The sequence below is a fragment of the Acidimicrobiales bacterium genome (assembly GCA_036399815.1).
In the GTDB taxonomy this organism is placed as follows: domain Bacteria; phylum Actinomycetota; class Acidimicrobiia; order Acidimicrobiales; family DASWMK01; genus DASWMK01.
The window spans coordinates 1-12,914 of sequence record DASWMK010000242.1 but is presented as its reverse complement, the minus strand read 5'-3'; the positions used below and the strand labels follow the sequence as shown (position 1 = coordinate 12,914).

The window sequence follows — 12,914 nt, the reverse complement described above, 5'->3', positions numbered from 1 at the left end:
GGACCTGACCGGCGCGGTGCTGCTCCTGACCGACCGGGGCGCGGCCGGGCCGGCGTCGGGCACGGTCGTGACCGCCGGCGGCGGGCGCCGGCCGGGCTGGGGGGTCGTCGCCGCCGTGGTCGCGGCCGTCGCCGCCGTCCTCGCCCTGCTGGCGTCGGTGGGCGGCGAGGACGAGCCCGACGTGGCCGCCCCGACCACCACGCCGGCCGGCGACCCCGGCCCCACCGTGCCGCCGGCCGGCACGCCGGGCGGGCGGGGGGCCGTGACGGCGCGGGAGGGGACCTTGCTCCCCGGCGACGACCCGCCCAGCCTGCTCGTCGACGACGGCAGCCTGGCCATGGTCGACCTGGCCACCGGGCGGGTCACCCACCCGGGCACGCCGGTGCCCGTCGACCTCGACGCCCCGATCCTGCCGAGGGAGGGCGGGGTCGTCGTCGTCGACCGCCGGGGCACGGCCCACACCCTGAGCAGCGACCTCGGCGACCTGGTGGCCGACCTCGGCGCCGCCCAGCCGCTGCCCTCGGCCGTCGCCGACCGCGTGTGGCTCACCACCGTGGACCGCACCCCGGGCGGCGGGGTGACGGTCGAGGAGCGCTCCCTCGCCGGCGAGCCGACGTCGCCGACCACCGCGCTGTTGCCCGAGGTGGCGCCGATGGGCGGGGTCGAGGGCGGCCTCCTGCTCCAGACGCCGGCCGGCATCTACCTGCTGGCGCCGGCCGGCGGGCCGCCGGAGCGGGCCGTCGGGGGGCAGTTCCTCGGCTCCGGCGGGGTGACCGTCGCCCGCTACGACTGCGAGGGCGAGCTCACCTGCGTCGTCCACCTCACCGACCTGAGCACCGGCGCCGACGTCGTCCCCCAGCTCCCCGGCGGCCTCACCGGCAACCGCTTCGTCCCCCGGCTCATCCCCGGCGTCGCCGCCTTCTCGCCCGACGGGCGCCTCGCCGCCGTCGCGTGCGCGTGCGCGGCGGGAGAGGGGGTGGCGGTGGTCGACACCGCCACCGGCGAGGTCGTGCTCGAGGCCGACGGGCTGAACGACCCCCGCTGGTCGCCCGACGGCGAGTGGCTGTTCGGGACGTCGGCCGGGATCGTCTACGCCTGGCCGTCCGGCGGCGGCGACCTGCGCCCGCTCGACGTCGCCCTGCGGGGCGCCCGCCTCGTCGCCGTCGTGCCCTAGGCGGGCAGCGCGGCCCGCCGCAGCTTGCCGAGCGCCGTGCGGGGCAGGCGGTCGGCGAGCACCAGCTCGCGAGGCGCGCACCACGGCGGCAGGTGGTCCCGCACGACGGCCCGGAGGTCCTCCAGGGTGGGCGGCGCGGCGGGGTCGGCCGGGACGACGACGGCGACCACGCGGTGCCCCCACTCCGGGTCGGGCCGGCCGCACACGCCCGCCTCGGCGACGGCCGGGTGGGCCTCGAGCGCCCGCTCCACCGGCTCGGGCCACACGTTCTCGCCGCCCGTGACGATCAGGTCGCCCCTGCGGCCGAGCACGGTCAGCCGGCCGTCGGCGCCGACCTCGCCGAGGTCGCCGGTGGCGAACCAGCCGTCGGCGTCCTTCGGGTCGGTGCCGTCCCGGTAGGCCCGCAGCAGCATCGGCCCCCTCACGTGGACCTCGCCGTCCACCACCCGCACCTCGACCCCGTCGAGGGGGACGCCGTCGTAGACCACGCCGCTGCCCGTCTCCGTCATCCCCCACGTGGTCACGGCGTTGGCCGGCCGCTCGCCGGGCGGCGGCGGGGCGCTGCCGCCGAGCACGACGACCCGGAACGGGCGGGGGTCGACCCCCCGGCGGAGCGCCGTGGCGACGAGCGAGACGAGCGTGGCGCCGGCCGCCGCGGCCTCGGCCACGAGGACCGGGTCGGGGCGGGGGACGACGGTCAGCGGCGTCCCGGTGACGACCGCCCTGGTGACCACCGACAGCCCGCCCACGTGGGCCAGCGGCAGGCAGGCCAGCCACCGGTCGGCCGCCGGGTCGACGGCGAGGCGTGCGCTCGTCGCCCTGGCCGAGGCGGCGACGGCGTCGTGGGTCAGGACCACGCCCCTGGGCCGCCCGGTCGTGCCGCTGGTGGCGACCACGAGCGCGTCCCCCGGCGCCACCTCGTCGCCCACGCCCACCGACCGGGCGACGGCCTCGCGCTGATCCGGCGGCAGGCGGGCGTCGACCGGGAAGGCGGCGTCGCCCGCGTCCCACACCGCCAGCAGGGCGGCGACGAACGCCGGCCCGGGCGGCTGGTCGAGGGCGACGAGGCGGGGCACGGACCGGAAGTCTGCTCGGTTGCTGCCAGACTCGGTCCATGTCGAGGATCAAGCCGGCGGACGTCGAGTGGCAGCAGGCCGGGGACTACGGCGACATCCGCTACGAGACCGGCGAGTCGATCGCCAAGATCACGATCTGCCGGCCGGAGGTGCGCAACGCCTTCCGGCCCCAGACCCTGTTCGAGCTCTCCGACGCCTTCGACCGGGCGAGGGACGACGACCAGGTCGGGGTCATCGTCCTCACCGGCGAGGGCGACATGGCCTTCTGCTCCGGCGGGGACCAGCGCATCAGGGGCGACGACGGCTACCTGGGCGACGACGCCGTCGGCCGCAAGGGGATCGGGCGCCTGAACGTGCTCGACCTCCAGGTGCAGATCCGCCGGACGCCGAAGCCGGTGGTGGCCATGGTCGCCGGCTACGCCATCGGCGGGGGGCACGTCCTCCACGTCGTGTGCGACCTGACCATCGCCGCCGACAACGCCCGCTTCGGCCAGACGGGGCCGAAGGTCGGCTCGTTCGACGGCGGCTACGGCTCCGGGCTGCTGGCCCGCAACATCGGCCAGAAGCGGGCCCGCGAGGTCTGGTTCCTCTGCCGGCAGTACGACGCCCAGCGGGCCTACGAGATGGGGCTCGTCAACGCGGTCGTCCCGCTCGAGGACCTGGAGCAGGTGACCGTCGACTGGTGCCGCGAGATGCTCGCCATGTCGCCGATGGCGCTGCGGCTGCTGAAGGCGTCGATGAACGCCGCCGACGACGGCCTCGCCGGCATCCAGCAGCTGGCCGGGGACGCGACCCTGCTCTTCTACCAGACCGAGGAGGCGCAGGAGGGCAGGGACGCCTACGTCCAGAAGCGCCGCCCGGACTTCACGAGGTTCCCCCGCCGGCCGTGAACCGCTGGGTGGTGGGGGCGAGGCCCCGCACCCTTCCGGCCGCGGTGGTCCCCGTGCTCGTCGGGACGGCGGCCGCGGCCGGCGAGGCCGACGTGGTCGCCTGGCGGGCCGCCGCCGCGCTGGTCGTCGCCCTCGCCGTGCAGGTCGGCACCAACTACGTCAACGACTACGCCGACGGCGTGCGGGGCGCCGACGCCCACCGGGTCGGGCCCGTCCGCCTGGTGGCGTCCGGCCTGGCCGCACCGGCGTCCGTGAAGCGGGCGGCCGTCGCCTCCTTCGCCGTCGCCGCCGTCGCCGGGCTGGCGCTCGCCGCCGCGGTCGGCTGGGAGCTGGTCGTCGTCGGGGCGGCGTGCTTCGCCGCCGGCTGGCTGTACACCGGCGGCCCCCGCCCCTACGGCTACGCCGGGCTCGGCGAGGTGTTCGTGTTCGTGTTCTTCGGGCTGGTGGCCACGGTCGGCAGCGCCTACGTGCACACCGGCGGGGTGACCGGGCTGGCCGTCGCGGCCGCCGTGCCCGTCGGCCTCCTGGCCACCGCCCTACTCGTCGTCAACAACCTGCGCGACATCCCGACGGACGCGGCCGCCGGCAAGCGGACGCTCGCCGTCCGCCTCGGCCAGCCCGGCACCCGGGCCCTCTACACCGCCCTCGTCGTCGGCGCGTTCGTGGCTGTCCCGTTCGTGGCCGGGCTGTCGGGCCGGCCGCTGGCGGCCGTCTCCCTGGCCGCCGTGCTGCCGGCCCGCCGCCCGGTGGAGACCGTGCTGTCGGGGGCGACCGGGCCGGCGCTCGTGCCGGCGCTGGCCCTCACCGGCCGGGCCCAGCTCGTGTTCGGCGTGCTGTTCGCGCTCGGCCTGTGGGTCGGCGCGTGACCGGGTCAGCCGAGCGCGGCCAGCCAGGGGCGCACGACGGCGAGGAACCGGTCGGGCGCCTCGAGGTGGGCGGCGTGGCCGGCGCCGGGCACGGCCGCGAAGGCGGCGTTGGGGCCGACGGCGGCGGCGAGGCGGCGCCCGGCGGCCGAGAACCGGATGTCCCGCTCGCCGGCGACGACGAGCACGGGCATGGCCAGCTCGCCGAGGCGGTGCCACGACGGTGGCTGCGTGCCGGTGCCGGCCAGGCGCAGGCTGGCGGCCAGGCCGGCGGCCGAGCCCTCCCGGCGCTCGGCCTCGAACCGGGCCCACGCCGGCAGGCCGGCGAACAGCGGCCCCGCCAGCCACTCGTCCACGAACGCCTCGACCCCGATCCGCTCCAGCCGGTCGGCCAGCGCCTCGTCGGCCGCCCGCCGGGCCGCCCGCTCGCCGGGGTCCTCGATCCCGGCGGTGGCGCCCACGAGCACCAGCGCGGTCACGAGCTCGGGCCGGGCCAGCGCCAGGGTGAGGCACAGCCGCCCGCCCATCGAGTAGCCGAGGTAGGCGGCCCGGCCGCCGGCCTCGCCGAGCAGCCGGGCGCCGTCCTCGAGGCCGGCCGGCACGCCGGCCGAGCGGCCGTGGCCCGGCGCGTCGACCAGCACCACCTCGTGGTCCTCGGCCAGCGCGCCGGCCACCGGGCCCCAGCACCGCCGGTCCTGGGTGAAGCCGTGGACGAGCACCAGCCGGGGCCCGGCGCCGGTGGTGTCCGCGTGCAGCACGGCCGGCATGGTGGCAGGGCCGGATGACCGCCGCGGCGACGTTCTGCGCCACCCTCGTCGACGAGTGGGCGAGGGCCGGCGTCACCGACGCGGTCGTCTGCCCGGGCTCCCGGTCGACGCCGCTGGCCCTGGCCCTGGCCGCCGACGACCGGCTGCGGCTGCACGTCCACCACGACGAGCGGGCCGCCGGGTTCGTCGCGCTCGGGCTCGGTCGGGCCACGGGCCGGCCGGCCGTCGTGCTGACCACGAGCGGCACGGCCGCCGTCGAGCTGCACCCCGCCGTCGTCGAGGCGTCCCAGGCCGGCGTCCCCCTGATCGCCTGCACGGCCGACCGGCCGCCCGAGCTCCAGGACGTGGGCGCGCCGCAGACCGTCGACCAGGTGCACCTCTTCGGCCGGGCCGCCCGCTGGTTCGCCGACCCGGGCCCGCCCGACGCGGCCGCGGCCGGCTCGTGGCGCTCGCTGGCCGCCCGGGCGGTGGCCGAGGCCGCCGGCGCCCGACCCGGGCCCGTGCACCTGAACCTGGCCTTCCGCGACCCGCTGGTCGGCGACCCGGCCGGCCTCCCTCCCGGCCGGCCCGGCGGCGAGCCATGGCACCGCGCCGCCGCCGGGCCGGTCGGCGCCGACGTCCCGCCCCCGCGCCTGCCGGCCCGCACGGTGGTCGTCGCCGGCGAGGGGGCGGGCGACCCGGCGGCCGTCCACGCCGCCGCTCGGGCCAGGGGCTGGCCCGTGCTGGCCGACCCCCGCTCGGGCGCCCGGGTCCCGTCGCCGGCGACGGTCGCCGCCGCCGACGCCGTCCTCCGCGACCCGGCCGCCGCCGACCGCCTCCGCCCGGACGGCGTGCTGCGCCTCGGCGCCCCGCCGGCGTCCAAGGTGGTGGCCCGGTGGCTGGCCGGCTCGGGGGCGCGCCAGGTCGCCGTCGACGCCAGGGGCCGGTGGTGGGACGCCGAGCGCACGGCCGGCGAGGTCCTGGCCGCCGACCCGACCGAGCTGTGCCGGGCGCTCGCGACCTCGCGGATCGGGCCGGCGGCCGACCCGGCGTGGCTCGGCGCCTGGCGCGCCGCCGAGGACGCCGCCCAGCGGGCCGTCGACGGCTGCCTGGCCGGCCACCCGGAGCCGACCGAGCCGGGCCTGGCCAGGGCGCTGGCCGCCGCCCTGCCCGACGGCGCCACCCTCGTCGTCTCGTCGTCCATGCCCGTGCGGGACGTCGAGTGGTTCGCCGCCCCCCGCACCGGCCTGCGGGTGGTCGCCAACCGGGGCGCCAACGGGATCGACGGCGTGGTCTCGACGGCGGTCGGCGTGGCGCTCGCCGGCGGGCCGACGGCGGTGCTCGTCGGCGACGTGGCCTTCGTCCACGACGCCAACGCCCTCCTCGGCGCGCCCGGCCGGGCGATCGACCTCGCCGTCGTGGTCGTGGACAATGACGGCGGCGGCATCTTCTCGTTCCTCCCCCAGGCCGGGGCGCTGCCCGCCGACCGGTTCGAGCGCCTCTTCGGCACCCCCCACGGGGCCGACCCGTGCGCGCTCGCCGCGGCGTGGGGCGTGCCCGCCGCCCGGCTCGACCGCCTCGCCGACCTGCCGGCGGCGCTGGCCGGCGACGGCGTGCGGCTCGTCCACGTCCGCACCGACCGGGCCGGCAACGTCGCCGTCCACGACGAGGTGCACGCCGCCGTGGCCGCGGCCGTCAGCCGATCGGCGTGAGGATCCCCTCCAGCCGGACGAGGTCGCCCCACCGCTCGGCGGCGTAGGCCATGGCCGCGTCGTCGGCCACGGCGACGCTCAGCACGACCACGCCCTCCCTCGGCTCGGTCCACGACGCGTACACCGTGCCGAGCGGCGTGCCCGGCCCGCCGCCGGCGTGGGCCTCCTCCTGCACGGCCGCCAGGTCGGCTGCGCTCGGGAGGTCGCGCTCGACGACGCACAGCGGCCCGGCCCACATCTCGCGGACCCGGGCCTCGGCCGCCGGGCCCGAGCCCGGGCGGACGACGACACTGACCGTGAACGGCCCGTCCCACTCGCCGCCCGCCGGGTCGGACACCCAGACGGCGACCTCGCCGGGGACGCCGCCGACGCCGGCGAAGGCCTCGGCCGGGGCGGCGGTGCCGACCGGCTGGTCGCAGGCCGGCGAGAGGTCGGGCAGGGGCGTGGGCGGGCCGGCGTCCCCGGGCGGGCCGGGCGGCTCGGTCAGGGTGAACCGCTCGCCGTCGAAGGTGCCGACCACGTGCACGGTCGCCCACGTCGTGCCGGCCGCCGACTCCTTGCCGGCGACGGCGTCCCACGACCAGCCGGCGAGGTCGGGCCCGCCGCACTGCGGCGGGTACGAGTCGGCGATCCCGCCCAGGCAGAGCTGGGGCCCGTGGTCGGCGCTCTCGAGGACGGTGGTCGTCACCTCGTAGCGGGGCGGCTGCTCGGGCGGGGCGGTGGCGGTGGTGGTGACGGCGTCGTCCCCGCAGCCGGCGGCGGCGAGGGCGACGGCGGTGGCGATGGCGACGAGCGGGCGGCGCACGGTCCTTCGACGGCGCCTGGCGGCGCCCGGTTCCTCAGTCCTGCAGACGGGCCGCCAGCTCCGCCGCGCAGGTCGCCTCCACGACGGCGCTGTCCCGTTCCCTGAGCGCGGTCGCGAGCGGTGCGAAGCGGGCGTCGCGTTCGGCCGCCGCCTCGGCGGCGCGGGTGGCGTCCGCGTAGGCGGCATCGGCCTCGTCCGACTGGTCCGAGCCCTCCCTGCCGGCCGCGTCGGCGACGAAGACGCAGGCGGCGTCCCTGAGCACGGTCGCGCTCGGGCTGCGGGCGCCGCAGGACGACCCGGCCAGGACGGCGAGCACGAGCACGGCGGCGCTCCGCCGCGTCATCGGGGGCCCGCCAGCCCCGCCAACAGCCGGTCGTAGGCGGCCGACGTGACCGGCGAGACGCGAAGGCCCGGCACCGGCCCCGGCGTCACCGAGACGACGGTGGCGTCGAGCGAGCGCCACACGGTCGGGGGCACCGTCCCGATCGGCGTCTCGGCACCGCCGTCCTCGTCGGTGACGACGACGTCCCAGCGTCCGGTCGGCGGGACGAGCACGCTCGTCGGGTGCGTGCCGGCGGCCAGCTCGCTCACGTCGGCGACGCCGAGCGGGGTGCGGATGACGAGCAGCTCGCCGTCGAAGCGGCCCGGGTCGGCGACGTCGATGAGGACGGCCCGCAGGTCGAGGCCGTCGAGCACCTCCGGTGGCGTCAGCTCGGGGTCGAGCGGGCGGACGGTGGCCGGGAGCTGGTACCAGTCGTCCCCGGCGGCGCGCGCCTCGGGGGCCGACGCCGCGGACCCGTAGGCGGCGTGGAGGGGTGCGGGGGCGGACGGGTCGGCGCGCCGCGCGTCGGCCTCCCCGACCCAGTCGACGACCGTGTCAACCGTCGCCCCGCCGTCGGCGATGCGCCCGAGCTGCTCGTCGATCGTGGCCCCCGACGGGCCGAGCGCGTGGACGGCCCCGTCCGGGTCGACGGTGAACGCGACGACCACGCCCCACGGCGTGCGGTAGTCGGGGCGGTCGGCGAACCAGGCGAGGGTCACGAGGACCGGTGTCCCGGGCACCACCCCGGCGAACACCGACGTCGCCTCGCTCGCGCCCGTCGGCTCCCGGACGGTGAGCCGCTCCCCGGGGATCGGGCCCGGCGGGTCACCGCCGCCGGCCGGGCTCGTCGCCTGGTAGCGGGGGGCGGCGCCGTCGAGGGTCAGGAGCAGGTGATGGGCCGTCGAGGTCGTGGAGAACCGCTCGACCGGCGCCACGGCCTCGGCCTCGACGACGGCGTCCACGCCGTCGAGCCAGGCGCCGGCGTCCACGAACCCGTCGGTCGTCGCTCGCGGCCCGTCCCCCTCGAGCCTGGCCTCCCGCCCCGGCAACCGCCACGCCGCTGCCGCGCCCGTCACCGCCAGGGCCACGGCGACCGAGACCGCCGTCGATCTCCTCATCGGGATCCCGCCTCTCAGCTCTTGTACGCGCGCGCGTTGTCCACGTACGCGTACACGCCCGTCACGCTCTCGACGATCCGCATCCGCACGTCGACGCCCTCGTAGCCGTCGATCGTGTACGAGATCGGGCTGTCGTCCTGCTGCCAGGAGCTCGTCACGCCCACCGTCCTGCCGACCCGGTACACGAAGTTGACGTCCGTCAGGTGGGGGTCGTTCAGGTCGAGGTCGCTGACGTAGGTGTTCTCGCGACACGTCGTGTCCCGGTCGTAGGTGACCTCCCTGGCGTACAGGCTGTGCGTGACCGTCCCCGTCACGCCCGGGCCGACCCGCACGTTGACCCGCGAGCGCATCCGCCCCGGGAGGGTCACCCGGACGGTCTGGTACACGTAGCCGCCGGTCTCCGTCCGGTTCACCGCCGCGTAGAGGTGGCCGTCGCTGCCGCCGCCGTCGCGGGACGTCAGCGAGCTGCCGATGGCGCCCCAGTAGGCCGTCCCGGCCTCGAAGCTGGCGTTGGCGTGGAACGTCGAGCCGTTGTCCTCGGCGAGCGCGGCCGCGTCGTCCTGGCGCACGTACCCCTTCGACTCGAAGGGCACGACGCAGGTCGACATCGTCGGCCGGAGCAGGTCGAAGCTGTCGCCGTCCCCGGTGTGCGAGAGGCCGTGCGCGTGCCCCATCTCGTGGCCGGCGAGGCCGCGGATGATCGCCGCGTCGGTGGTGCCGGCGATGTCGAGCTCGATTCGGCTGAGCGTCCCGCTCGTGCTGCAGACGGCCTCCCCGGACTCTCCCGGCCCCCGGTCCTCGATGACGACCGGGAGGCCGAAGGTGGCGTCCTGGTACGTCAGGGTGTACGGGCTACCGACGGAGTTCGGGACGCCATCCCAGATGTCGAGCCCGGCGGCGGCCGGGGCCGTCCTCGTCGACGTCCAGCCCGAGCCGCTGAACCGCCACGGCACCTCGCGCCGGGTGACGCAGTGGATCTGGTGGATCTGCGGGTAGCCGGCGGCCGGGTCGGGCCAGGCCACGATGCCCCCGAGGACGACGGCCACGGCGACGAGCGGGGCGCACCAGGTGTGCCAGCCGGCCCGAATCGTCGCCTCGCCGCCCATGGTCCGACCCCCCTCCCAAGTCCACCGACGAGGACCGGGATGAACGGACAGTACGATATTGTCCGAATTCTGACAAGAGGGCGACCGGGTACCGTGGCCCGATGGCCGGCGAGGACAAGGGCGAGCGGTTCTGGGCGCTGCACCAGGGGCCGCAGCCGCTGCTGATGCCGAACCCCTGGGACGCCGGGTCGGCCCGCCTGCTGGCCGCGCTGGGCTTCCAGGCGCTGGCCACGACGAGCAGCGGGTTCGCCACGACGCTCGGGCGGCTCGACGGGGCGGTGACGAGGGACGAGGCGCTGGCCCACGCGGCGGTGCTGGCCGCCGCCGTGGACGTCCCCGTGTCGGCCGACCTCGAGAACTGCTTCGCCGACGACCCCGACGGCGTCGCCACCACCGTGCGCCTCGCCACCGAGACCGGCCTGGCCGGCTGCTCGGTGGAGGACTGCGAGGGGCCGGGCGGCCGCATCTACGACCGCGGGCTCGCCGCCGAGCGGGTGGCGGCCGCGGTGGAGGCGGCCCGCCGGGCCCCCGGCCGGTTCGTGCTCACGGCCAGGGCCGAGAACCACATCCGGGGCAACCCCGACCTGGCCGACACGATCGCCCGGCTCCAGGCGTACCAGGAGGCGGGGGCCGACGTGCTGTTCGCGCCGGGCGTCGTCGACCCGGGCGACCTGCGCCGGCTGGTGGCCGAGGTCGACCGGCCGGTCAACGTCCTCGCCCTCGCCGGCGCGCCGCCGGTGGCCGAGCTGGCGGCGATCGGCGTGCGCCGGGTGTCGGTCGGCGGCGCCTTCGCCTTCACCGCCGCCGGCGCCGTGGTCGAGGCGGCGAGGGAGCTGCTCGACCAGGGCACCTACGGCTACTGGGACCGGGCGAAGGCCGGGTCGGCGTCGGTGCGCGAGGCGCTGTCGAGCTGACCCGGCGGTTCGTGCACGACGGGCAGCTCCACCTTCGGTCGAAGGGCAGGGAACTAGCGGTTGTTGCCGATGGCGGGGCCGAGCCCGGGGTTGGGGCCCTCGTCGATGTTGCGGAAGGCGGTGAGGATCGCGTACATCGCCACCGCCGCGAACACCACGACGGCGACCATCACGATCACCGCCCGCCGCCACTCCCCGGCGTCGGCCCGCTTCGGCGACCCGGCGAGGCCGCCGGTCGCCCGCCAGAGGTCGCGGGGGGTCACCGCCTTCCACACGTCGGCCGAGCGCCTCGCCACCTCGTCGGGGGACATGGCCCCCGTGCCCTCGGCCTCCCGCAGCTTCGCCACCGCCGCCCGCTGGTCCTGCTCGGTGACCATCACCTGCCCGTTGTCCGCCATGTCCCCTATGGTCGCACGAGCACGGACAGCAGCGCCTGGAGCTTGGCCCTCGTCTCGGCCAGCTCGGTGGCCGGGTCGGAGTCGGCCACGATGCCGTTGCCGGCGAACACCCGGGCCGTCGCCCCCTCCAGCGCCGCGGTGCGCACGCCGACGGCGAAGCGGCCGTTGCCGGCGGCGTCCACCCACCCGACCGGGCCGGCGTAGCGGCCGCGGTCGAACCCCTCGAGCCGGGCGAGGAGCGCGTCCGCCTCCTCCCGCGGCCACCCGCACACGGCGGGGGTGGGGTGGAGGGCGGCGACCAGCTCGAGCACCGACGGGGCCGGCGCCGACAGCCGCCCGTGCACGAGCGTGGCCAGGTGCTGCACGTTGGCCAGGGCCACGACCGACGGCTCGGCCTCGGCGTCGAGGTAGGAGCACCAGGGGAGCAGCGTGTCGTGGACCATGTCGATCGTGATCTGGTGCTCGGAGCGGTCCTTGGCCGATGAGAGCAGGCCGGCGGCCAGGCGAGCGTCGGTCGTCGGGTCGGCGCTGCGGGGCGCGGTGCCGGCCATCGGGTGGGAGCGGACGAGGTCGCCGGCCCGGGACACGAGCAGCTCGGGGCTGGCGCCCACCATGCCGTCGGCGGCGACGACCATGGCCGACGGGTAGGCGGCCCGCAGCCGGCGGAGCACGGTGGGCCGGTCGAAGGGGCGGTCGCCCTCGACGTGGACCTCCCGGGCGAGCACGACCTTGGTGAGCCGGCGGGCCCGGATCTCGGCCGTCGCCGCCGCCACCGCGTCGCACCACTCGCCCGGCGGCCGGCACGGCCGGACCGAGAACGTCGAGGGGCCGAGGTCCTCGGCCGCCGGCGCCTCGTCCCAGGCCGGCTCGGCGTCGCCCACCGTCGTCACCCAGGCCGTGCCGTCGGGGTCCCGGCCGACGACCACCTCGGGGACGGTGAGCACCCACGGCGCGCGCCGGTCGTAGGGGAGGGCGCCGAAGGCCACCGGGCCGCACCCGGGCCGGCCCACCTCGTCGTCGACCTCGAACGAAGCCAGGGCGGCCATGACCTCGTCGGGGCCGCCGGACAGCCGGGCGGCCACCCCGTGCCCGGCGAGCCCGGTGCCCTCCCTCGTGAACAGGACGCCGTCCCGCCCGGCCACGTGGACGAGGTCGGGCTCGCCGTCGAGCCGCCGGGTGACGACCCGGGTCACCGCCCGCTCCTCGTGCCGAGCAGGAGCTGGACGATGCCCCCGGACAGGAGCCGGCGCTCGGCGTCGGGGAACCCGGCGTCGACCACCATGCCGGCGAGCTCGGCCGGGGCCGGGAGGTAGGCCACCGACTCGGGCAGGTAGCGGTAGGCGTCGCGGTCGGACAGGAGCCCGCCGATGCGGGGCACGACCCGGCCGAAGTAGACGCGGTGGCCGGCCCGCAGCAGGCGCAGCTCGGGCTCGGCCACCTCGAGCAGGGCGATCCGCCCGCCGGGGCGCACGACCCGGGCCAGCTCGGCCAGGAACGGCGGGAGGGCCACGAAGTTGCGGAGGGCGAAGCCGCAGGTGGCCCCGTCCACCGAGCCGTCGGGGAGCGGGAGGCGGAGCGCGTCGGCCTGCACCAGCGGGGCGTCCGTGCGGCCGGCGGCGAGCATGCCCCACGACAGGTCGACGCCGACCGGGCGGTGCCCGGCGGCGGCCAGCACCCGGCACAGGTCGCCGGTGCCGCAGGCCAGGTCGACGACCCGGGAGCCGGCGGCCAGGCCGAGCGCCCGCACGGCCCGGCGGCGCCAGCCGGCGTCCATGCCGAACGTCATCACC

14 protein-coding genes are annotated in these 12,914 nt (G+C 77.9%); 5 read left to right on the top strand and 9 right to left on the bottom strand.

Annotated elements, in window-relative coordinates:
* Window positions 1–1,174, top strand: a 1,174-nt coding sequence (locus VGB14_18065) for a hypothetical protein (protein HEX9994838.1), incomplete at its 5' end; no start/stop codon positions are given.
* Here the strand turns inward: VGB14_18065 and VGB14_18060 are convergent.
* Window positions 1,171–2,250 (bottom strand): AMP-binding protein, encoded by a 1,080-nt coding sequence (locus VGB14_18060; protein HEX9994837.1) that lies wholly within the window; start codon window positions 2,248–2,250, stop codon window positions 1,171–1,173. The genes VGB14_18065 and VGB14_18060 overlap by 4 nt on opposite strands.
* Before the next feature lie 38 nt (window positions 2,251–2,288).
* On the opposite strand from VGB14_18060, the gene menB reads away from it, so the two are divergent.
* Window positions 2,289–3,140 (top strand): 1,4-dihydroxy-2-naphthoyl-CoA synthase, encoded by an 852-nt coding sequence (gene menB, locus VGB14_18055; GenBank protein HEX9994836.1) that lies wholly within the window; start codon window positions 2,289–2,291, stop codon window positions 3,138–3,140.
* Window positions 3,137–4,006, top strand: a complete 870-nt coding sequence (locus tag VGB14_18050) for a 1,4-dihydroxy-2-naphthoate polyprenyltransferase (protein HEX9994835.1) — start codon at window positions 3,137–3,139, stop codon at window positions 4,004–4,006. The genes menB and VGB14_18050 overlap by 4 nt, the downstream gene beginning before the upstream one ends.
* 5 nt (window positions 4,007–4,011) lie before the next feature.
* On the opposite strand, the gene VGB14_18045 is transcribed toward VGB14_18050, so the two are convergent.
* A complete protein-coding gene (locus VGB14_18045) occupies window positions 4,012–4,761 on the bottom strand; it encodes an alpha/beta fold hydrolase (protein ID HEX9994834.1) in 750 nt (249 codons plus the stop codon).
* Between the two features lie 23 nt (window positions 4,762–4,784).
* Here VGB14_18045 and menD point away from each other — a divergent pair, with 23 nt between their 5' ends.
* Window positions 4,785–6,461, top strand: coding sequence for a 2-succinyl-5-enolpyruvyl-6-hydroxy-3-cyclohexene-1-carboxylic-acid synthase (gene menD / locus VGB14_18040; GenBank protein HEX9994833.1), 1,677 nt, complete (start codon window positions 4,785–4,787; stop codon window positions 6,459–6,461).
* Here the strand turns inward: menD and VGB14_18035 are convergent.
* Genes VGB14_18035 through VGB14_18020 form a run of 4 tightly spaced genes read right to left on the bottom strand, consistent with a single transcriptional unit; the run spans window position 6,445 to window position 9,812 of the window.
* On the bottom strand, window positions 6,445–7,266 hold the full coding sequence (locus VGB14_18035) for a hypothetical protein (GenBank protein HEX9994832.1): 822 nt from the start codon (window positions 7,264–7,266) through the stop codon (window positions 6,445–6,447). The two genes, menD and VGB14_18035, sit on opposite strands and share 17 nt — an antisense overlap.
* Window positions 7,267–7,300: 34 nt before the next feature.
* Window positions 7,301–7,609 (bottom strand): hypothetical protein, encoded by a 309-nt coding sequence (locus VGB14_18030; protein HEX9994831.1) that lies wholly within the window; start codon window positions 7,607–7,609, stop codon window positions 7,301–7,303.
* Window positions 7,606–8,706, bottom strand: coding sequence for a hypothetical protein (locus tag VGB14_18025; GenBank protein HEX9994830.1), 1,101 nt, complete (start codon window positions 8,704–8,706; stop codon window positions 7,606–7,608). Before VGB14_18025 ends, VGB14_18030 begins: the two co-directional genes overlap by 4 nt.
* Before the next feature lie 14 nt (window positions 8,707–8,720).
* Entirely contained in the window at window positions 8,721–9,812 is a 1,092-nt protein-coding gene (locus tag VGB14_18020) for a hypothetical protein (protein HEX9994829.1), read from the bottom strand.
* Window positions 9,813–9,913: 101 nt separating this feature from the next.
* On the opposite strand from VGB14_18020, the gene VGB14_18015 reads away from it, so the two are divergent.
* The gene (locus VGB14_18015; GenBank protein HEX9994828.1) at window positions 9,914–10,726 is read left to right on the top strand and encodes an isocitrate lyase/phosphoenolpyruvate mutase family protein; all 813 of its coding nucleotides are present in this window, start codon (window positions 9,914–9,916) and stop codon (window positions 10,724–10,726) included.
* A 53-nt stretch (window positions 10,727–10,779) separates the two neighbouring features.
* Here VGB14_18015 and VGB14_18010 read toward each other — a convergent pair whose 3' ends face one another.
* The 3 genes from VGB14_18010 to VGB14_18000 all read right to left on the bottom strand — a co-directional run.
* Window positions 10,780–11,124 carry a DUF1707 domain-containing protein gene (locus VGB14_18010; GenBank protein ID HEX9994827.1) on the bottom strand — a complete coding sequence of 115 codons (345 nt, stop codon included), beginning with the start codon at window positions 11,122–11,124 and terminating at the stop codon, window positions 10,780–10,782.
* 5 nt (window positions 11,125–11,129) lie between these two features.
* Window positions 11,130–12,317: an isochorismate synthase gene (locus VGB14_18005; GenBank protein HEX9994826.1), complete on the bottom strand. Its 1,188-nt coding sequence runs from the start codon at window positions 12,315–12,317 to the stop codon at window positions 11,130–11,132.
* On the bottom strand, window positions 12,314–12,914 hold a 601-nt coding region (locus VGB14_18000), incomplete at its 5' end, for a ubiquinone/menaquinone biosynthesis methyltransferase (GenBank protein ID HEX9994825.1). The genes VGB14_18005 and VGB14_18000, both read right to left, overlap by 4 nt.

Bases quoted from the DNA above. Each gene is read 5' to 3' on its own strand.
- menB (HEX9994836.1), top strand. From the start codon at position 2,289: ATGTCGAGGATCAAGCCGGCGGACGTCGAGTGGCAGCAGGCCGGGGAC.
- VGB14_18030 (HEX9994831.1), bottom strand. From the start codon at position 7,609: ATGACGCGGCGGAGCGCCGCCGTGCTCGTGCTCGCCGTCCTGGCCGGG.
- VGB14_18015 (HEX9994828.1), top strand. From the start codon at position 9,914: ATGGCCGGCGAGGACAAGGGCGAGCGGTTCTGGGCGCTGCACCAGGGG.
- menD (HEX9994833.1), top strand. From the start codon at position 4,785: ATGACCGCCGCGGCGACGTTCTGCGCCACCCTCGTCGACGAGTGGGCG.
- VGB14_18025 (HEX9994830.1), bottom strand. From the start codon at position 8,706: ATGAGGAGATCGACGGCGGTCTCGGTCGCCGTGGCCCTGGCGGTGACG.
- VGB14_18010 (HEX9994827.1), bottom strand. From the start codon at position 11,124: ATGGCGGACAACGGGCAGGTGATGGTCACCGAGCAGGACCAGCGGGCG.
- VGB14_18020 (HEX9994829.1), bottom strand. From the start codon at position 9,812: ATGGGCGGCGAGGCGACGATTCGGGCCGGCTGGCACACCTGGTGCGCC.